Origin of the sequence: Dyadobacter sp. CECT 9275 (assembly GCF_907164905.1) — a bacterium.
GTDB lineage: Bacteria > Bacteroidota > Bacteroidia > Cytophagales > Spirosomataceae > Dyadobacter > Dyadobacter helix.
Map to the genome: position 1 here is coordinate 652461 of NZ_CAJRAF010000002.1, position 19517 is coordinate 671977.

General features: G+C 43.6%; 19 protein-coding genes. 4 read left to right on the top strand and 15 right to left on the bottom strand.

Features of this window, described 5'->3' with window-relative positions; all coding sequences use genetic code 11:
* Positions 1-7: 7 nt before the first annotated feature.
* The 3 genes from KOE27_RS10840 to KOE27_RS10850 all read right to left on the bottom strand — a co-directional run bounded on the left by KOE27_RS10840 (position 8) and on the right by KOE27_RS10850 (position 1519).
* Complete coding sequence (locus tag KOE27_RS10840; RefSeq protein WP_255573741.1) at positions 8-214, bottom strand: helix-turn-helix transcriptional regulator; 207 nt, start codon at positions 212-214, stop codon at positions 8-10.
* Positions 215-230: 16 nt separating this feature from the next.
* Positions 231-569, bottom strand: coding sequence for a hypothetical protein (locus KOE27_RS10845; protein ID WP_215238903.1), 339 nt, complete (start codon positions 567-569; stop codon positions 231-233).
* A gap of 164 nt (positions 570-733) precedes the next feature.
* Positions 734-1519 (bottom strand): alpha/beta hydrolase, encoded by a 786-nt coding sequence (locus tag KOE27_RS10850; protein WP_215238904.1) that lies wholly within the window; start codon positions 1517-1519, stop codon positions 734-736.
* A gap of 550 nt (positions 1520-2069) precedes the next feature.
* Between KOE27_RS10850 and KOE27_RS10855 the strand changes: the two genes are divergently transcribed.
* A complete protein-coding gene (locus KOE27_RS10855) occupies positions 2070-3503 on the top strand; it encodes an RNA polymerase sigma factor (RefSeq protein WP_215238905.1) in 1434 nt (477 codons plus the stop codon).
* Positions 3504-3688: 185 nt separating this feature from the next.
* On the opposite strand, the gene KOE27_RS10860 is transcribed toward KOE27_RS10855, so the two are convergent.
* On the bottom strand, positions 3689-5239 hold the full coding sequence (locus KOE27_RS10860; RefSeq protein ID WP_215238906.1) for a BspA family leucine-rich repeat surface protein: 1551 nt from the start codon (positions 5237-5239) through the stop codon (positions 3689-3691).
* Between the two features lie 587 nt (positions 5240-5826).
* Between KOE27_RS10860 and KOE27_RS10865 the strand changes: the two genes are divergently transcribed.
* Complete coding sequence (locus tag KOE27_RS10865) at positions 5827-5988, top strand: hypothetical protein (protein WP_215238907.1); 162 nt, start codon at positions 5827-5829, stop codon at positions 5986-5988.
* 185 nt (positions 5989-6173) lie between these two features.
* Here KOE27_RS10865 and KOE27_RS10870 read toward each other — a convergent pair whose 3' ends face one another.
* From KOE27_RS10870 to KOE27_RS10885, 4 genes are all read right to left on the bottom strand, one after another.
* Complete coding sequence (locus tag KOE27_RS10870) at positions 6174-6362, bottom strand: hypothetical protein (protein WP_215238908.1); 189 nt, start codon at positions 6360-6362, stop codon at positions 6174-6176.
* A gap of 276 nt (positions 6363-6638) precedes the next feature.
* Complete coding sequence (locus KOE27_RS10875) at positions 6639-7250, bottom strand: cupin domain-containing protein (RefSeq protein ID WP_215238909.1); 612 nt, start codon at positions 7248-7250, stop codon at positions 6639-6641.
* 227 nt (positions 7251-7477) lie between these two features.
* Entirely contained in the window at positions 7478-9814 is a 2337-nt protein-coding gene (locus KOE27_RS10880; RefSeq protein ID WP_229252737.1) for a GumC family protein, read from the bottom strand.
* A gap of 66 nt (positions 9815-9880) precedes the next feature.
* Complete coding sequence (locus KOE27_RS10885; protein ID WP_215238910.1) at positions 9881-10705, bottom strand: polysaccharide biosynthesis/export family protein; 825 nt, start codon at positions 10703-10705, stop codon at positions 9881-9883.
* A 439-nt stretch (positions 10706-11144) separates the two neighbouring features.
* Here KOE27_RS10885 and KOE27_RS10890 point away from each other — a divergent pair, with 439 nt between their 5' ends.
* Entirely contained in the window at positions 11145-12611 is a 1467-nt protein-coding gene (locus KOE27_RS10890) for a capsule assembly Wzi family protein (protein ID WP_215238911.1), read from the top strand.
* 45 nt (positions 12612-12656) lie between these two features.
* Positions 12657-13229: a hypothetical protein gene (locus tag KOE27_RS10895; RefSeq protein ID WP_215238912.1), complete on the top strand. Its 573-nt coding sequence runs from the start codon at positions 12657-12659 to the stop codon at positions 13227-13229.
* On the opposite strand, the gene wecB is transcribed toward KOE27_RS10895, so the two are convergent.
* The 7 genes from wecB to KOE27_RS10930 form a co-directional block, all read right to left on the bottom strand.
* A complete protein-coding gene (wecB, locus tag KOE27_RS10900) occupies positions 13197-14393 on the bottom strand; it encodes a non-hydrolyzing UDP-N-acetylglucosamine 2-epimerase (RefSeq protein WP_215238913.1) in 1197 nt (398 codons plus the stop codon). The genes KOE27_RS10895 and wecB overlap by 33 nt on opposite strands.
* Before the next feature lie 35 nt (positions 14394-14428).
* A complete protein-coding gene (locus KOE27_RS10905; protein WP_215238914.1) occupies positions 14429-14836 on the bottom strand; it encodes a VanZ family protein in 408 nt (135 codons plus the stop codon).
* Positions 14837-14853: 17 nt separating this feature from the next.
* Positions 14854-15951, bottom strand: a complete 1098-nt coding sequence (locus KOE27_RS10910) for a hypothetical protein (RefSeq protein ID WP_215238915.1) — start codon at positions 15949-15951, stop codon at positions 14854-14856.
* Between the two features lie 9 nt (positions 15952-15960).
* Positions 15961-17112 (bottom strand): N-acetyl sugar amidotransferase, encoded by a 1152-nt coding sequence (locus tag KOE27_RS10915; protein WP_215238916.1) that lies wholly within the window; start codon positions 17110-17112, stop codon positions 15961-15963.
* The gene (locus KOE27_RS10920) at positions 17109-17876 is read right to left on the bottom strand and encodes an AglZ/HisF2 family acetamidino modification protein (RefSeq protein ID WP_215238917.1); all 768 of its coding nucleotides are present in this window, start codon (positions 17874-17876) and stop codon (positions 17109-17111) included. The genes KOE27_RS10915 and KOE27_RS10920 overlap by 4 nt, the downstream gene beginning before the upstream one ends.
* Positions 17877-17947: 71 nt before the next feature.
* Positions 17948-18577 (bottom strand): imidazole glycerol phosphate synthase subunit HisH, encoded by a 630-nt coding sequence (gene hisH, locus KOE27_RS10925; protein WP_215238918.1) that lies wholly within the window; start codon positions 18575-18577, stop codon positions 17948-17950.
* On the bottom strand, positions 18577-19512 hold the full coding sequence (locus KOE27_RS10930) for a glycosyltransferase family 4 protein (RefSeq protein ID WP_215238919.1): 936 nt from the start codon (positions 19510-19512) through the stop codon (positions 18577-18579). Before KOE27_RS10930 ends, hisH begins: the two co-directional genes overlap by 1 nt.
* Positions 19513-19517 lie beyond the last annotated feature (5 nt).

A 19517-nucleotide genomic window follows, 5' to 3' on the forward strand; every position in this document is an offset into this window, starting at 1 on the left:
TCCAACCCTACTGCCAATCGGTTTCCTCAAGAATAAAAATCTCGTTTACCGTCGAATCAAACACAAAAGCAAGCTTTAAAGCAAGTGTTGTGGAAGGCGTAAATTTCCCGATCTCAATCGAATTAATCGTCTGCCTTGACACACCGACCTTGGCCGCCAGCTCTGCCTGTGTAATATTTTGTTTGGCCCGCTCCACTTTGAGGTAGTTTTTCATTATTTTTTAACAACCACTAGAACGAAAGATTCAAACGCAAATAGTATATCCCATTAGCCAAAGCAAATACCATGATCAGGAAATGATTGATTTCGGTGAGCTGAAAAGAAATAACCTGGTGCACATATAAATTCGTACTGATCAGCTTGATACCATACCCCAGCATCAGGGCAATGTAGGCTGAGGATGACTTTAAAATGATAGCGCGTTCATCCTCTGTTTTCCCTTTACTCACAAACAAAATAAACAAACCTGCGAGCAATGGGATTTCCGAACCCACAGACTTATCGGTGATGATCAATATCATGCCTGTGACAACCAGCAACAGGCCCAGGTATTTAAATATTCCGTGCATACATCCTAAGTTTGATTACCCAAAAGTACAGTTTACTACCTAAAAAGACAAGAAAACTTTACTTTTATTTTCATTTACAGATATTCAGAAAAAAGTGCGCAAACCATAGTAAACGTCGCGCACCTTAAAGATTTTCTACAACTGTCAACAAAGTATATCTGGCATTAACCCACCCGTTTTCCCACATTTTCAATCCAGTTTATCACATAATCCGCTACTTCCTCCCAACCCTTCTGACCGGCTATGTAATGGCTTCTGCCTTTGAACTCTTTATAATCAACTATACTGTTTTTGTCTTTATAACGGCTGGTTATCTTTTTGGTCAGCGCAGGAGAAAATATGTTGTCTTGTTCTCCGGTGATGAACAGCAAGGGCTGATGCGGTTTACTGAAATCCACGTTAGCGAATGATTTCAATAAAGTCTCCCTTGCTATTTTTCTGCTTTCAGGGACGGCTGCTTCTTCATAAGCCACTGCCGCTTCGGCCTCACTCATATTATTAAAAAATGCTCTTTTGTACCAATTCCTGCTTCCCAAAAAAGGCGATTGTCCTTTAAAGAAATCCACAACCGGATATACAATTTTTATGGTCGAGAATGGAGCAAGTACATTTTTAGGAGGAGCGCCATCTATATTGATCCCGGCTACCGCTTTGCCCATTTCGATCAGTTTCAACACGACCAGCCCTGCCAGAGAATGACCCACCACAATTGGCTTTTCAGGTAAAGTATCAATCAGTTTAACAATATTCATTACAACATCTTCAAAACCGGTTTTGGTTAAATCGGGATGGATATTGGCTCTTAAATCCGATGGAACGCCATCATGCCCCGGATTGGCCGGTGTATGTACCGTATAGCCCTGTGCTTCGAAATAAGTTTTCCATGCTGCCCAGCTTTTATTATTTACAAACAGGCCGTGGATAAAAACGATGGTTTTTGACTGTTTCATTTTTCTTCTTGTTTAAATTGATATACAAAGGTGAATAGGTAAAGACAGATTAATTTTAACCTGGGTTAAAATCGAATGCGCTACAAAAAATTTAATAGCCGTATTGGGAAACATTCCAGAACCAGGAATCGGCGGAAGCGAATAATCGGTTGAGCGCATTTGAACCTTTATTTAGGTACAACCATCTATTACCTTCCAACCGCTTAAACGTAGACATACATCAACCAATGGCTATTTCCAATGAGTATAATGCTAAAAACTGCTGATGACTATGGACCCAGCGTATTCCGTAAATAGGTATTGGATACTTTGCATTGCCTAGCCTAATAATAGTCAATTATCCTTAGAAACCCGGTAAGTATCTATGAGAAAATTAACATAAATATCTGTTCATGAGACAAATGCAAAAAATAAGTACCTTTTTCATAAAACCGCCACTAAATTTCAGATCATTATAGCCATCAGAAAAAACAGCATAGCTGTACTGAATTTACATGACTGGACTGCAACCATCTGGAAAAACCGCATCATTGAAATGTAAAATTTCATTATGGAAAAAATACCTGACAATTTCTGGGAGGTTACTTACAGGCAAAACATTGCCATGATGGAGGGTGTCTGTTACCGGTATACGCAAAACCGGCAGACGGCCGAAGACCTCGCTCATGATGCGTTTCTGATTGCGATCCGCAAATTCAGCAGTTTTGCAAACAAAGGCCCCTTTGAGGCATGGCTGAGACGCATCACCGTTAACGTGGCTTTGCAATATCTGCGGGAGCAGAAAAAGCAGCGAAAATTTGTGGCGTCTGCCACAAATGCCACAAATTTTGATAATCTTCAACAGGAAAACTCATTGGAAACAACTCTGGCTTTTTCGGAAAACGAGCTTCTGGAGGTCATCAACTCGCTGCCCGAACATCACCGGATGGTATTTAACCTTTATGTGATCGACCATTTTACGCACGCACAGATCGCGGCTCAGTTAGGGATCAGTGAGGGAACTTCGAAATCACATCTGGCCAGGGCAAGGAAGAAGGCCAGGGAGCTACTCTTTGCGCAATTCAGAAAAACAAAAAAAGGAAAAAGAGTTATGCCATTCTGGCTGTTACACCGGAAATTATGGAATGTTGACCGTACCGTTGAGAGACTATTAAACGATCTGCCGGTTCAGCCTTTAAAAAATTTACCAACCGAATATGTAAGCCAACACCCTATACCCGTAGAAGCTCGCAGTCTTCAAGGCATCTCACACACGATTTATCTTAAGGCAGGATTCATAGCGGTAGGTACCCTTTTCTTGTTGGGAGGTGCGCCAAACTTTGACACTCGTTCCACGAACGTAAATGAAAAAACCGAAAAAGCGATGGTATCGCGTAAGGCCCCTAAGCATACCTATAATGTCACTTCAAAAAGCAAAAAAGATAACTTCAACCTATTTTCTCACTCAGCAACTGCCACCCTTACCAATCATTCCGTCATAGTGAAAAACACAAAAAAAACGGAACCGATGAAAAATTTAAAAACACTGAGTACATTGCTAATGGCAGGACTGACTTTCGATTTCTTAGCGTTACCGGCTGTCAAACCGCTACCGTTTACAACCAACCGCATCGCCGAAAGCCGAATTTCGGAACAGAAGAAAGCAGAAAACGATACATCTGGCACCAGGCGGAACGACAAGCCCCTGAAAGGGACATTTTATGCGGAAAAGATATTCTGGTCCGAAAAAAACAACGAGTTGTATTTATTGGGAAGCCATGTGAAAGTCGACCTGAATACCCAAAAATTCACAGGAAGCGGTAAGTTTTCTTTTATCAACAGGTTCAGCTATCTAGTTATTGACGGCGTACAGGTAAAACCGAATGATACGATCAAACTGACGGCTAAAAAATATAACTTCCTGGAACTGCAGGAATCAGAAGGAATCAAAAAATATGGCGACAAAGGAAAATCCGGTGTGGTGGAAATAACGCTGGCGGAATAGGACAATGTGTCTTCACCTCTGTTCCCACTTCAGCAATGACCGCTTTATTGAGCGCAAAGTTTTAGATTTTAGTATGTCTTACGGAAAGTAATATACCGAAGCAAGGCATTAGCCCCATGTATATTACTTTCCGGAATCTGAAAATAAAAGCAGAATGTGTTAGCGGGTGGTCAGATTATTTCATTTTAATCCCTGACCAGCATTTTTTTTACCGTCCCCCTTTCCGTAGTCACCGAAACCAGGTACATCCCGGACGACGTGCCCGCCATGTTTATTTCTGCTTTACCACTTTCCTTTCTGGTCACAGATAGCGCCATCTTTCTGCCGAGCATGTCATATACTGCCACCTGGCCGAGAGAAGCATCTGCTTCAACAGTCACGTACACTCCCTTTCCAACAGGATTGGGGTACACCGCGAGGTTCCATTCCGTTTCACTGCGTTTTAGCACAATCACCCGGCTTACTTCAAAAGTACCGTCTGCATCCACCGAGCGAAGACGATAGTATACCGACGGTGCCCTCACACCAGTAAGTTCATCTGCAAGAGTGTAGGTATTTAGCGCGGTACTGTTTCCGACGGCATCCACACGGCCGATTTTTTCAAAACTAAGTGCATTTTCACTTCTCTCCACTTCAAAATGGGATGCACCCACCTCGCTGGTAGTCTGCCATTTCAGTATCGCACTTTTCCCCGACTGGCGGGCATTGAAACTGACAAGCGTGACGGGCAGGATAGAACATGTAACACCACTGCTTCCACCATCCGTTATGGTCCAGCTTTTGGTGGTAGTAAGGGTATTGCGTGCGTCCGTAGCGTTTGTCCCGTACTGTACGTCCAATGCTCCTAAGGTAAGACTGGATGGAGTATTAACGTTGTCTGCCCATCCGATAAGCGTGGCAGAATACTCGGGACAGGCCATTCCGGAACTGTTAAACATGCCGGTCAGAATAACCCCTGTCTTCAAATCCCAGTCGCCCAGATCCTGGCTAAATGCATCGGCATCCCTTAACATGTCATTCATGGTGGTTACCGCAGAAACAGTCCAGCCGCCAATGTCCTGATTAAATACGGTTGCTCCTCTGAACATAAATTCCATGGAGGTAACTGCCGCCGTATTCCAAGTCCCTATATTCTGATTAAAAGCGGCCGCATCACGAAACATAGAGGCCATGTCCGTTATAGCTCCAGTATTCCATTGACCGATGTTTGATGGACCATTCAATACAGTACACCCTCTGAACATATTATTACTTTTATTCACGTTACCTAAGTTAGGAATGTCTGTTGCGGTAATGGTAAGATTGCTACAGCCATAAAAAGCAGATGACATTGTATTCCAGTTTGTTGTCCCCCATTGGCTAATATTGATCAGACGTAACCTGTCTGTCCCCTGGTCTATTTTAATTGCCCGGAAATTCTGAGGATCAATACTCAGACGTATAGTCGAATTTACGGGTAAACCTGTAATGGTTACTGTGGTGCTAAGAGCTGTAATGGTACCAGAGCCGCTGCTGCCAGCTGGAACGGTTTCCCAGGAATAACTTACGGAGCCGCCACTGCTGGCCAGCGCAACTCCAAAAGTGATTTGATCATTGGTTCCACTACCTGTTTTGGTCAAATCCCAGGTAGTAATAAACTCCGTGGTTCCCGTAGGTTTTACCAGTTTTGATTTAGCAAATACCGCGTAAAAAGAAGTGCACAGAGAGAAAAGAAAGAGGAGGTAATTTTTTTTCATAAAAATTTAATAACAAGGGAGTTTACATGAATATCAACTAATGAATTTGTTCTAAGGAGGAAAACAGTCCTTTGCTAATCAGAGAGCCGGTTATTGAAAGTACTTTTACTATGCATGCTGATCAAGACCAAAGCATTTCTACAACCATGACCTCCTCTGGCTCTGTATGTTTGCGGAAAGATAAGGGTAATTTTTTAAGCAGTCAATATCGAAAATTTTCTATTCCAATATTCTGTCATACCATAGCCTACATTCTAACTTGAGTAGTACACGCATTCTAAAAATATTGATTACATCGGCTTGTATCCAAATAAAAAGGAAGAAAAGAAGTAGATTACAACCCTCTATCCCGCAAAAATCATCTGCCGGATGGAATAGGAATAATTCGAATAAGCTTTCTAAACTCAATAAGATATGCTTGCTCGCATGAAGCCTGGTATTTTAGGTGGGTGTCGGACATTCGTTTTACTGAATAAGTGTACCGTCTTTCAGTATTTCAGGTCAGTTTACAGCTGAGCAACTGCCCATAGACACACGTCACCAGAAGGACTGCCGCAGTCTTTTGAAAAAACAGATTAGGTACTTTTATGAGGGAAGGGGCTGAGCAGGTGAATGTAGGAATGATACGCATACCTGTTGGCCATAACGGCGCCACTTCGCAGCATATTAAAACATCCGTAAGGTATAAAACACCGGGTTACCAATTATTGCTTGTAGTAGGTACCGCGTATGAATTCCCAAACCAATAGCCCAAAATAACCCCAAACGAATGTAAAGACTGACGATCAAACACTCTCCTTGAATAGATTTGTATTACAACAAATACCTTACGTATCCATTACTGAATATACCTTCTTTTGAAGACAAGCAGAGTTGTCAGAACATTGAAATACAAGGAGATTGCTTCCCCGACATTTTCGAAACAACGGAACGATCAGGAACGGCGGGAGGGTCTGTTACTGTACCAGTAATTAACCGGGTTTGCTTTAATCTCTTCCAGTTCTTTGATGATCGTAAGGTTCATTTCAGTCAGAGTCTTACTCAGATTGAACAATTCATCAATGATTTCATTGTTCTTTTCAAAGTAGAAGTTATTCGTTGCCTTCTCTTGTGAATATTCCATGTCGTTGAGCTGTTAGAAGTATAATTTAGTTTCGAAAGTAACAAATACTTTACAATAATTGTAGTATTAGTTGTATTTATTTAAAAAAAATCAACCCTGTGTGACACTTATTCTATAACTGCCACTTTAACAGACCTTTACAAAAGATAGGCTGGTATTGTTTGTACGGCAATCGGGAAAGCCGGTATGGGTAAAAAGCTATGCAGGTGCAACAATCGGATAGCGGATAGCCACATATGCCGGAGCATATTGCAACGGCTACCCCATTAAGGCCGTTTAGGCTGCCTCTCTTTCAAGAATAATTTTGCAGGGGATTGCGGAGGTAACAATAACTGTGTGTGCCAAGTGCAAAGGAATTGTAAAGAAATCTCCCGGTTTCAAATGGTTATCTCTGCCATCCAGAATGATATTACAAGTACCTTCTACCACCAGAAAACTTTCGTACAGATCCTTGTGCGTTTCGGTCGGCGTACCGTTCTTAATCCTGACAATAACCGTCGTCATCTTGGGAGTAGCCCAGATGATCTTAGCTTCTATCTCGCTCACAGGGTCCGTCAGCTGCAGTTCCGGCCTTTCAAGCCATTCACGATAATCACTTATCACAGAATGCTGATGAAGTTTGGGCGGAATAAGAGGGGTTTCCCCGCGCCTCAGCCGCTCCATATACTCAATGGTTGCTAAGAAAAAAGGTTTGATCGTCGGGTCCACTTCTCTGGCCTGACTAAGTGCATAATTTTCCAGTGAAATTTCGATGGAAGTCAGCTCCTCTTTAACCAGCGGATACTTTTTGACCATCCGTTCCACCTGCCTGGACTGCTCAGGTGTAGTATTACCCATCACATATAACTCCAAAAGCCCGGACGCCAAGAACTTATCTGCTTCATTCATGCTGATTTCTTCCACGTTAGCCCCCTAAATGATAATCCATCGCCTAAATATTGTAAAACATTACAGAGGGCAATACCAATTGCTCAAAGGTAAACAAACGGAGAGAAAATTCTTATCTGATTAATTACCAAAATAAAAAATAAACAATTTTTTAATCCGCGGAATTTGATTAAACGCAACATGAAATACAGCACAAGGAAACGATACATTTCATGTCGCCGGATATTTTACGAAAATAGTTTTCGCCAGACCGATTTTTTCTCATCCGAATAATATCCGTTTTTATTATACCCATAACCATATTCGGTTGAATTCTTATAATCCACCGCGTTAAAGATAATATTAATGGATTTGAAAAGTTTTTGGGTTTTCAGATCAGCTATGGTTTTTAAATAAATTTTTGGCGTTTTTTCATGTCTGACTATATAGAAAGCAGCATCCGCCAAGGGAGCCAGAAGTGTGGTATCCGTAACCAAAGCTAACGGAGGCGTATCCATAATAATATAATCAAAATTCTGCCTGAGAGAAGCAATGAGCTGTTCGATTTTATTATTAGAAATCAGTTCAGAAGGATTAGGCGGAACCGGGCCGCTAGGGATGATAAACAAATTTTCGACAGCAGTAGCCTTTATAATATCTTTCTCTTTTGCCTGCCCTATCAGGTAATTGGATAACCCTTCCTTGTTATCCGCATCCAGATATTGATGTATGGTCGGTTTTCTGAGGTCCAGCCCAACAATAATTACCCTTTTATCCAACAGTGCAAATGCAGCGGCCATATTCACAGTGATAAAACTTTTGCCTTCTCCCGATATGGACGAAGTGACGATCAACGTTTTGCCCGTATCTATTTCGTTATCAGCAAATACATATTGCATATTGGAACGAATCATCCTGATTTGTTCACTGATTAGACTTCTGCTTTTCAGATCAATAAACTGTCCGGGATTATTCTTGTTCTTGACGCTAATCTCTCCAAATACTTTAAAGCCCGTTTTACTTTCAATTTCTTTTTTGGACTGCACCGTATTTCTTAATGATTCCCGGAGAAAAATAAGAGCGGCCGGAATTAACAATCCTATTAAAACTGCATAGCTATATATCTGCCTTTTGTCAGGTTTTATAGCTCCTGGCAACGCAAAAGGAGGTTCTATCATGCGGCTGTCCGTCACCGTTGATGCATAGGACAAGGCGGTTTCCTCACGTTTTTGCAATAATAATAAATACAAATTTTCCTTCACACCTGCCTGTCTTTTGATCCCGACAAATTCTCTCTCTTTTTTTGGGATAGACGATATCGTTCCCTCCAGGCGGTCATTGAGTGAGAGCACACTGTTCTTTGCAATAAGAAGATTACTCCGCTGGTTTTTAAGATTTTCCTGGATCGCCTGTCTGATGTTCCGCATCTGGGTATTCAGCGTTTCCAGGTAAGGATTCCCCTCCTGAACCGTCTGTGAAAGTTTCAGGCGCTCTGCTTCCAAATTTGACAATTGATTTATATAGGAATTAAGCACACCATCGCTAACGCCGAGCGTTGCCGGAGCTATATTACCAACATCACTGCTGTTTACATAACTTTCCACACCGTCCAGCACACGTAAATTAATGTCGATTTCATTCAGTTTGCTGTCGTTTTGCTGCACTTTGCCTAAAAACAGATTTGCCTCTGCTCCCAAATCAGCGATTCCCTTCGTTCTGCGAAACTCTTCCACATTCTGCTCTACATCCCCCAGTTCCATAGATACTATTTTCAACCGCTCCTCAATAAACCTTAGCGTATTGGAAGCTTCCATATTCTTATCTGCGAGCGTGGCAAAAGTATACTCATCCAGCAGATTCATTAAAATATCCTTGCCTTTTTCCTGCAGCGAATTCTCAATTGAAATGGATACCAAAGTACTCTTCGGATTTTGCAACCCTACCTGAATGGCGCCGATAAGTTCTGCGATAACACTTTCCTTGCCCTGCATGATAACCTTCACTGGTGCGGCCCCGGCAGCAACCTCCCCCTCCCCTTGTTTGAAAACCCGAAACTTACCGTATCTGCTGTTCAATTTTTCACTGTAATAGAACACTCCCAGTTTTTTGTGTTCCTCACTCAGCAATTCAAACTGATTTCCCGGGAGCGGGCGAACGAAGAACGGGCCGCCGCTTAGGATTTCGGTCACCTCAATTTTCACAGGACTATCTTTATAAATTTCCGTATCCCTGTTTTCCCCTTCATACCAATACGTCACCGTCAGCCCCAGATTATCAACTACTTTTCCAACCAATGGCCTTGACTTCAGAATCGCCATCTCATTGTCCAGAATTTTGCTGTCGGCCAAATCCAGCTGATCCACTATGTTATTAGCATTTGAGGCCGAGCCGTCCTGCTTAATCAGAATTGTCGCACTCATGCGGTAGATAGGCGCGTAACCCCTCAGGTAAAAACGGGCTACAAACAGGCTGATACCTACGGTAAGTAAGAACCAGTACCAGTTACGCAAAAATTTGAAAAGAATTTCCAGAAAGTCAAAATCCTCCGTGCGATCTTCCTCCCATTGTGCAGTACCATTCATCATGATATATTATTTATTCAAAGTAAATAATTAAGGGTTATCTCCTGAAAATAAATCAGGATCATGACATTACCACTGACGTGTCACCAAATTGATAACTATGGCAGCAGTTCCTACGATGGTTGTAAAAATCTGCCAGTTCCTTAAACTATTGTTCTGCGGTTGCGGAATCAGTTTCTCAGGAAGGGGTTCGGCGTATATGATGTCGCCGTTTTTCATATAAAAGTAAGGAGATTTAAAAACTTCCCGGTTAGTAAGGTTGACCCTCCCAATCTCTCGCTTACCCTTTACTACTCTTATGATCGTAATACTGTCACGCTTGGCAAATACCGACAGATCACCTGCCGATGCCAGCGCATCGAGTATAGTGGTGCGGTCGTCCAATAAATTAAACGCCCCTGCCTTGTTTACCTCTCCCATCACCACATACTTATGGTTCATGAAACGGATGTTCACGGCAGGTTCCTTTATAAATTTGTTCAGTGCCAAACGAATCTTTTCCTGGGCTCCTTCCAGCGTTAAACCTTCCACATTCACTTTCCCGACGAACGCCATCACAATATTACCGGAGGAATCAACGGAATATCCTATGGGCTGCGCCCCTCCCCCACCACCGCCCGGAAGCGATGACAAAGACAGAGAATTGACATTCGAGAAATTGATGATGTCATTAGACTCCCGGTTAAGACTGCTGACGGTAATTCCCAGGAGATCTTCTTTCTGGATTCGGGAAACCTGGGGAACATACACATCGACAAAAGCCGGGTAAGCTGCGGTGTTATCGTGAAAATAAGGCTGTATGGAGTGTTTGGTACTCTTGCAGGCGATGAATCCAAAACAACAAAAACCTCCTACTATGATCAATTGAATTACCTTCTGTAGCGCTTTTAACATGTTATTTAATTTCACTATCGTTTGTTTAGGTTGAGTGTCATACTGTTTAATAACATGGTCATCAAACAGCATCAGTTGAGAATTCAATGGTGTAAGGTTTAAAATCCGATTTTTAATCTTTTGATGTCTTTAATCCGTTTTCGCAAACAGCGGCGGGCTGATCAGCACTTGCAAACCCCGGGTAAGCCGCCAGTAATGCTTGATTGCGAAATGTCCGGTACTATGCCGCAAGTTTAGAACCTATTTCATACTTCGAAATACAGCACTTTCCCAAAATTTTTACTATAAATCATTCATTTCCGGAGGCGATGCAGATGCTAATTTAAACGAACAAATCAACTTAAAAAAATATTATCTACTTTTGAGCTTGTAGTAGTAATCGTACATTTAGTATAAATTTAAATCTCACTACATCCTACTCAGCCTCACTTAGAATTCTATGAAATATATTCTACAAATAATATCTGTCTTTGTTTTCACCTCTCCCTTCAAGGGATACACGCAACAGATATCAAAAACAGTCAGGTATGAGGTTGAAGCAGGGATTCTGGCGTCGACGGCTTCTTCAAATTCGTTTTGGCAACAGGCGAATCAGTACGGAGAGGTTCCGCTGGAATCTGGAATTTTGACGCTCCGCGGGCAGGCTCACAAAGAATACGACAGCACCCGAAAATTTTCCTACGGCTATGGGATCCGCACGGTATTCAATGCAGGTGCCAAAAACCAGATGGTATTACCAGAATTATACGCTAAAGTGCGGTATAAGGCTTTCGAACTTTATGCGGGGCGCCGTCGTGAGATGGTCGGCCTGGTTGATACCACCCTTACCTCGGGTTCCTACATCTGGTCGGGTAATGCCTTACCAGTACCAAAAATACAGCTATCCATCCCAAATTATACCAATATTTTTTTTAAAAACAGGATTTTAGCAGTAAAAGGACAATTTTCTCATGGGTGGTTCGGGTCAGCCGACTCCACCAAGAACTACTTCCTCCATCAATCCAGCATTTATTTAAGGCTCGGGAAGCCAGCCTGGGCATTTAAGTTTCACGCTGGTTTCAACCACCAGGCCCAGTGGGGTGGCAAGCCAGCCGTCCCTTTTTATGATCCGGACAATAAGGTAACTGTAACGGAATTCGGACAAAGCCTTGAGGCCTACCTGAACGTAATTGCCGGGATTCCGATTCGCTACGGGAGTTATCGCTTCAGAACTGGAGGAAAAGTATATGGCGAAGGGAACCGGCTGGGAAATCATTTAGGTACCCTGGATTTATGCCTGGAATACCAGGGCGTCAAAAGCAGATGGATGCTCTATCGGCAGTCGATCTATGAGGATGGTTCGCTCTATTTCCTGAATAATGTTACAGATGGATTATCAGGTATTTCCTGGACCAATCGTGCGAAAAATACTGGCATATTAAAGATCGTCGTAGAATATCTGCATACCTCCAGCCAGGGCGGGCCACTGTCGTCAAGAGCCGTACTGCCTGAGTTGAGGGGACAGGATAATTATTTTAACAATGGTGTTTATGAAGATGGCTGGGTGTACAAACGGCAAACCATAGGTACTGCGTTCCTGATGCCGGTGCGTAACTCAAACGGACTTACGGACGATAAAGCAAAGTCGCTCAATCCGAATTACATTCTTAACAACCGGGTCAATGCAGTTATAGTTAGTGTGCAAAGCAAAATAAAACGTGTAAATCTGATTTCAAGAATTTCAACCAGCAACAATTTAGGTAATTACAGACAGGAATATCACTTGTCGGTTCAGCAGCTATCTGTTCTCCAGCAAATTTCCTTTCCCGTTAAACAATATACGATTGCGACCGGCCTTACCTATGACAACGGAGGCCTGCTGAAAAAAAACGCCGGGATTTCCTTATTGGTTAAACGCCAGTTTTAAGAATATCTCCTAAGATTGTAACCCCATCAAGAAAGTCGTATGCTCATGAAAATAGCCTTTATAGTCCTTATCCTCATCTGCCCGGTACTGGTTTTTGCCCAAAACACAGAAAAAAATAACTCCCTGGCCTATACCGACATGAAGCCAATGGACGAGGACTCATTAACCGTCAAACGGAAAATCCTGACAACGCTCATTTACCGGAAGGGCATAAAGCTGTCGCCTGAAATGATCCGAACGCTATATTCGGAAAATAAAAATGCCCGCCGAAGCTATCTCAGCGGGCAAATACTTAAGCCTTTAGGGCCATTACTGTCGGCGTCAGGTGTTGTATTGGGTTACATCGCCATCAAAGGAAAACCCGCTTCGGCCAACATCCATTACAACAACCAGGATATCACGGCTCACTATACCATCCGGAGCCGTCCCAAACTTGCGGCCGGGTTGGGTATGTTTATAGCTGGGATCGTCATGCTGGAATCCGGAAATGAACTCATCGTGCGGTCAAGCAGGCAGTATAACTCGAAAATAGGCAGTCAAAAAACGACTTCTTTTCAGCCCTCTTTTCATTTTGGCATAACCCACTCAGGAAATCTGGGCGTTTATGCCCGTTTCTGATTTTAAACCATTTTTTTGCTCAAATTCATTCAGCAGCGTCCTCAGTATTTTTTCCGCCGCATTTCCGTCACCGTAAATGTTATGAGAGACGCTATCCGGCTTTTTCTCAAAATGTGCAAATGCATTCAGTATTTTGTACCTGTCTGCATCACAGAGCATAGCGGCACCACTTTCTACAATCTCCACCCATTCGGTTTCGGCACGCAGGATAATACAAGGTTTGTTCAGAAAATAAGCCTCTTTCTGCACCCCTCCCGAATCCGTAATCACACACCGGGCTCCATTTTGTAACTGGATCATTTCCAAAAACGACACAGGAGGAACGAGCAAAAAGTCCGGATTATTCTTAATCTCCGAGAGCAAATCACCCTCCAAAAGCACATCCATTTGTTTCCTTGTACGTGGATGCAGAGGCAATACTGCCCTAACCTGGTAATCACGCACAATTTCCAGCAACGTTCCAAATATGGCGTTCAATCTGCCCGCGTCATCAGTATTGGTATTCCTGTGCAGCGTGGCCAGTACAAATGCACCGTTGTGCAGTGCCAATTTATCCAGTATTGAAGGGCTTTTTCGCGCAGCATCGCTAAAATAAAGGGTATTGTCGAACATCACATCGCCAACATGAAAGATACCGGGGTTATCCATAGAAAAAGGCGGAAGTGTACCTGTCCGAAAGCCTTCCCTTACGAGATTGTTATAACCAGTTTGGGTAGGTGGAAACAGATAAGTGGAAACATGGTCGCTGAGAATGCGGTTTATTTCCTCAGGCATTTTCTTGTTGAAAGAGCGCAACCCGGCTTCAATATGGACAATTGGAATATGAATTTTAGCCGCTGTTATGGCAGCGGCCAGTGTGGAGTTGGTATCACCATAGATGATCAGAAAATCGGGTTTTTCCTTTTCCATGATTTCTTCAAGGCCTATGATCATGTCAGCCGTTTGCCGCCCGTGTTTGCCGGAACCAACCCCCAGGTTGTAAACCGGCTGGGGTATCTGCAATTCCACAAAAAACTGATCAGACATATTGACATCGTAATGCTGTCCGGTGTGCACAATAATCTCTGTTACGCTGTCCGAAAAATTGTTCCTGATGGCCCTGCTCAAAGCAGCCGCTTTAATAATCTGAGGGCGTGCGCCAATAATGGTAAGGAGTTTTAACACTGAAAGAGATACAAAATTTTAGTCAGAACCATTTGCTAAGCTATCTTGTCAGGTAGGTTCGGGTATCCGTAAACGAGCAGTGTACCGAGCAGCACACCCAGCATATTTGCCAGTAAGTCGTTGATATTAAAAGTACGGTACGGCAGCAGCAACTGTAGATATTCACAAAAAGCTGCAAATGCAAGTCCGGCAATCCACCATAATATCAGCAATTTTTTGCGCGGATTATCCGGTTTTCCTCCATGCCAGCAAAGTAATACCCAGGGAATAAAAAGCAGGCCATGTGAGAGATAGTCAAGCCTGATATGGAGCACATAGTTAGCATTGAGTTTGCCTAACACTTGTTTTTCCCCGTTTAAGGGAAGCGTTACAAGCAGCAGAATGACAATGGTATAGATCCAGGCCAGTTTTTTAAGAACGGGTTTTGTCAGAAAAGTAAACATGGCGGAATGTGTTAGAATTACAAAAATGTGTCCTGATATTTTGAATCCGCCTTCATGATTTCCACGCTTCCCGGATACTGTTCCAAAAACCATGTCAGAAATCGGGTCACGTTTATTTTTTCACTAAGCATTTTATTCCGCCTTTCCTGAAATAGGTTTTTCAGATCGGGTTGTTTGATCAGTTCCATCAGCTGCGAAATCAGCTTCGTTTCGTTTCCGGTTTTCAAACCGAAGGTCAGTTTGTAGGTATGTTCCAGCTCCTCCAAAACCGAAATCTTGCCAGCAAAATCACTATAACGGATGGACGGAACACCTAACATGGCGGCTTCAACACTCATGCTCTGGCTGTCTGAAATCAACAAAGCCGACTGGGCCAGGACATGATGCATATCACTGGGATCAATTCTTAGCAAGTATTTTTCAAGCCGTGGGTCTGTAACAGCTTCTGTAGAAATTTTTACGCTATACCCGTTATCCTCAATACTACCGATCATTTGATTTACCAAATCGTAGGAAATTCCCTTAATCCCAAAGTCGTGATGGGCCGTCAGGCTCACCAAACGAATCAGAACGTATCGGCCGCCCAAATTATACTTCCTAGTGATTTGTTCATCAGCTGTAAATACGGAAGGATGCAGGTAAGCAAGTTTCATGTATCCCTTATAACCAACCTTTTTGGCTTCCCAGGCCCCCACATTGCAAACCTCAGGACACAAGATGACCTGTGTAAAAGGATAGGTCAGATCCGCCAGTTTTTTGATTACATTATAGTCGTCTTCAAGGATGGTGATCCGGTCCAAACCAAATAATTTCCCGACCTGGGCAATGGTCGCATCCGTTCCGATCAATACATCCGGTCTTTTTTGAAGGATGATCGGGATAATCAGACCGATTCGTTTGAAAAAACTCAGCCCGATGGAGAAAACTGAGTTACCCCTGTTTTTTGGCAAAATATTCGTATACGGAAATCCATCCTTTCGGACGAGGTCTTCCAGAACATCTTTAGTTTTGATTAAGATTGTTATCTGATGCCTTCCTGACAGCGATAATTCTTTTATTGTTTCCCGTAAGAACAGATACTGAGCAGGATGCCCAAAATAAAACAGGTACTTCACTGATCAGGTTTATATTTTTGCTTCGATCACATCAACCGCCGATACAGACATGGGTGTGTAACTGTAGAGTTTCTTTAGTATGGGGCGAAACCGTTTTACCAAACCATAAATCAAACCATAATCCGATGGGTAATCAAATGTATTTCTGGCTGGTGCTGACCAAATTGCGGTAAAGGCCTCGTCGGAAAGTGCCAGTTTCTTTTGAACATAAGCGCGGGTTAATTCCAATTCTTTGTCCGAAGCAAAGGGTTGCCTGAGCTGTGCCAAAGCCTCATCTCTTGTGATGGCCCCGCTCAATACCTGGGCTGATAAATTGATTTTCCGCTTGTCTATACCAAATTTCAGAGGAAGCCAGTATGCCATGGCAAATTTGGTGAACAGGTTTTCATGATGGTGCCCGCCGTAGTCCTTCCATTCATACTCCTCCATCATTAACCGCTTCGCTTCCTGCTTGCTATAGTCCAAATAATAAAACGGACGAACGTCTCTGATTCCCCTGACCAGGCCCGAATATATCATCTTCGGCAATGTATGCAAAGGGTAAGTTCTCAGCCTGATTCCCGACCCGAAAGTCTTATGGATAAACCGCAGCTGCCGGGCATCCGCGTATGTCCATTCCTTGGGTTGTTTTCCTTCGGAACGAAAATCGTTCCCCCTTAAAATATACCTGATCCCTTCCTGACCCGCTATTTTGTACATTGTTGCCTTTATAGCCAGGTCTGTTGGTGTATCAATCCATGGCATACCGGCTTTCATATACGCGCGCAGCAAATCCTTCATTTCCTCATACTCCACCACATAGGTTTCCAGATCGATACCGAGCCTGGATGTAACCTTATAGATGTTCTGAACAGCAATTTCACTATTGAAACCATTATCCAGATTCACCGCCAGAGGGCGCAGACCATATTGGTGTGCCAGATGCAGCAAATAGGAACTATCCACTCCTCCGCTGACGCCAATAACGCAGTCGTAACCTTTCCGGCGGCCCGCATTTTTCATATCCGACACCAGCTTCTCCCAGTCGCTGCGCCCTTTGGCTCCTCGTGGATGATCTGCCATCATTTTCTCCTGCAACCTGCAAAAGTTCGACACCCCGTTTTCATCAAAAACAATCCCGGGGATCGTTTCATCCCAGGCACCTTTTACACAAACTCTCATGATGGACTAAACAGATTTCTTAACTCTTCGTTTTTAGGGTAATTAACCAGGACTGCCTTTCTGGGACCATGGTATACAAACAATGAGCCCGCAGCCACTGCCGAAGCATGGGCCAGCTGAACGGCGGCTTTAAAATCAGCCAGTTCCCCGGCACCACCGGATGCCACAACGGGTATACTCACGGCAGCAGATATAGCCTGGATAAGTACCAAATCGTAGCCCTGCATCATACCATCGTGGTCAATCGACGTAATGATGATTTCCCCAGCGCCATTTGCTTCCATTTGCTGAGCCCATTCCACAGGGTTGAGTCCTGTGGCATAACTCCCACTTTCGGTATAAACCTGTTTTTTACCCAGCAACCTTTTTTTTATATCAATAGACACTACAATTGTGGAGCTGCCGAACTCCTCGGATGCTTCTTTGATGAACGCTGGCTTCCGAACCGCAAAGGAATTAATAATTACTTTCTCTGCACCGGCGTTGATGGTATCCTTTATCTGGCGGATGGTTTGAATACCTCCTCCCACTGCGAAAGGCATATTCGCCTCATCCCCCACCTGCCTTACAAAATCCAGATTGATACTACGTTTCTCCTTCGTAGCCAGAATATCCAGAAAAACCAGTTCATCCGCTTTCAGCTCATTAAAGATCCTGACGGCGTTGATCGGATCACCGATGTATCTGTAATTACTGAATTTTACGGATTTAACCAGCCCTTTATCTTTCAAAAGGAGAACCGGAATTACACGGGGCCTGAACATAACTTTTTGTTAAGCGAAACGGCTATCTGCCCTGATTGTAGTAACTGGCAGTACCCTACAACTATATACTTTTATAAACTCATGAAATTCGCAATTAGCTGTTCTCCCCATCCGTGGCTTTTTTCCGGATGAAACTGCACACCGTAAATATTCCCTTTTCCCATCACGGATACGAAGGGATAGTCGTAGGTGGTACTACCGAGTACGTCGGACGGATCCTTACACACAACATGGTAGGAATGAACAAAATAAAACTGAACATCCTCTGGAACATCCCTGAAAAGCGGGCCTGAGCCCCTGCCCTCAACGGTGTTCCACCCCATATGCGGCACCTTATATTTAAGCCGATCATTTACCCTGAACCTGACCACCTCGGCATCAAACCAGCCCAGGCCGGCTGCATTTCCTTCTTCGCTATGACGCGCCATGAGCTGCATCCCCAGACAGATACCCAAAACAGGCGTCTTTTCTACCAGCACTTTATGATTCAGAACATCCCAGATACCCGTTTCCCTCAGTTTCTTCACCCCTGCGGCAAAATGACCCACTCCTGGCAAAACCAGTTTACTGGCTCCGGCAATTTTTTCGATATCCGACGAAATATGCGTAGCGGGATCCAGGCGGTTGAAAACTTTTTGAACCGAGCGAAGATTTCCCATGCCATAATCGATGATGACGGTGTGATCATTTTCCACAGGCATCAGAGCTGATGATAAACATCCAGAATTCGTTTGGCAATGAGGCGGTTATCAAAGCCCAGCACATGGTCTCGTGCGGCCACAGGCTTTGCATGAAATAGTACCTGACTGATTTTCTCAGCTATATCGGCCGGTTCATACGTGGTGATATAACAGCCGGTTATTTCTCTCATGATTTCTCTCACATCCCCTACGTCCGTGGACACCACAGGGCAGTTACAGGCCAGGGCTTCTTTCACAAATTGCGGCGAGCCTTCCGAATAGGAGGTCATCAGGGCCATATCGACCGCGGTGAATAATAGCGCCACCTCCGCCCGCGAGTAATTTTTCAGTTCGAGGATTTCCAGCATGGGGTCCTTAACAAGTTCAGCCGCCTGCCTGGCCAGGGGATAATTTTTTACAGTATTGTCAAAATGAGACGAAAATAAAATATACCGCTTATGCGGGGAAAGTCCTAAAAGTTGTCGGCTCTGCTCTTTGTTCCCCGGCACAAACAGATCAAAATCTACACCGCAGGGAATGACCACGCTTTTGGATTTCCCCGTAAACAGTGCCTTTGAAACGAGGTTCTGGCTGATGTAAATCGTCCTCCGGCTCAGTATATCAACAACCAGGGATATTACCCTGAGGATAGGAAAATTAATATCCGACCCATGAAATGTGGTAACCACCGGCACTTTTCGCTGTAAATTGGCCAGCAATCCTGATAGGGTCACATGCGCGTGGATGCAGGTATAATCCTGCTCCTTAAGTTGCCTCCTGAGCTTACCCCAACAGGACAGATACCCCATGATACCCTTACCCTTTATAAAAAAATAATCTATCTGAATGCCGGGTTCCGCTTGCTTCAATGCCTCGGCTTGATCATAAATGAAAGCCTGGTGCTTCTGAAAATCAAAGTGTGGGGCGTTGCCGCTGCATACAATCAGAATGCGCATCTGTA

Excerpts from the sequence above, each read along its gene's own strand:
- KOE27_RS10840 (WP_255573741.1), bottom strand. The coding sequence starts at position 214 with ATGAAAAACTACCTCAAAGTGGAGCGGGCCAAACAAAATATTACACAG.
- KOE27_RS10845 (WP_215238903.1), bottom strand. The coding sequence starts at position 569 with ATGCACGGAATATTTAAATACCTGGGCCTGTTGCTGGTTGTCACAGGC.
- KOE27_RS10850 (WP_215238904.1), bottom strand. The coding sequence starts at position 1,519 with ATGAAACAGTCAAAAACCATCGTTTTTATCCACGGCCTGTTTGTAAAT.
- KOE27_RS10855 (WP_215238905.1), top strand. The coding sequence starts at position 2,070 with ATGGAAAAAATACCTGACAATTTCTGGGAGGTTACTTACAGGCAAAAC.
- KOE27_RS10860 (WP_215238906.1), bottom strand. The coding sequence starts at position 5,239 with ATGAAAAAAAATTACCTCCTCTTTCTTTTCTCTCTGTGCACTTCTTTT.
- KOE27_RS10865 (WP_215238907.1), top strand. The coding sequence starts at position 5,827 with ATGAGGGAAGGGGCTGAGCAGGTGAATGTAGGAATGATACGCATACCT.
- KOE27_RS10870 (WP_215238908.1), bottom strand. The coding sequence starts at position 6,362 with ATGGAATATTCACAAGAGAAGGCAACGAATAACTTCTACTTTGAAAAG.
- KOE27_RS10875 (WP_215238909.1), bottom strand. The coding sequence starts at position 7,250 with ATGAATGAAGCAGATAAGTTCTTGGCGTCCGGGCTTTTGGAGTTATAT.
- KOE27_RS10880 (WP_229252737.1), bottom strand. The coding sequence starts at position 9,814 with ATGATGAATGGTACTGCACAATGGGAGGAAGATCGCACGGAGGATTTT.
- KOE27_RS10885 (WP_215238910.1), bottom strand. The coding sequence starts at position 10,705 with ATGTTAAAAGCGCTACAGAAGGTAATTCAATTGATCATAGTAGGAGGT.
- KOE27_RS10890 (WP_215238911.1), top strand. The coding sequence starts at position 11,145 with ATGAAATATATTCTACAAATAATATCTGTCTTTGTTTTCACCTCTCCC.
- KOE27_RS10895 (WP_215238912.1), top strand. The coding sequence starts at position 12,657 with ATGAAAATAGCCTTTATAGTCCTTATCCTCATCTGCCCGGTACTGGTT.
- KOE27_RS10905 (WP_215238914.1), bottom strand. The coding sequence starts at position 14,836 with ATGTTTACTTTTCTGACAAAACCCGTTCTTAAAAAACTGGCCTGGATC.
- KOE27_RS10915 (WP_215238916.1), bottom strand. The coding sequence starts at position 17,112 with ATGAGAGTTTGTGTAAAAGGTGCCTGGGATGAAACGATCCCCGGGATT.
- KOE27_RS10920 (WP_215238917.1), bottom strand. The coding sequence starts at position 17,876 with ATGTTCAGGCCCCGTGTAATTCCGGTTCTCCTTTTGAAAGATAAAGGG.
- hisH (WP_215238918.1), bottom strand. The coding sequence starts at position 18,577 with ATGCCTGTGGAAAATGATCACACCGTCATCATCGATTATGGCATGGGA.
- KOE27_RS10930 (WP_215238919.1), bottom strand. The coding sequence starts at position 19,512 with ATGCGCATTCTGATTGTATGCAGCGGCAACGCCCCACACTTTGATTTT.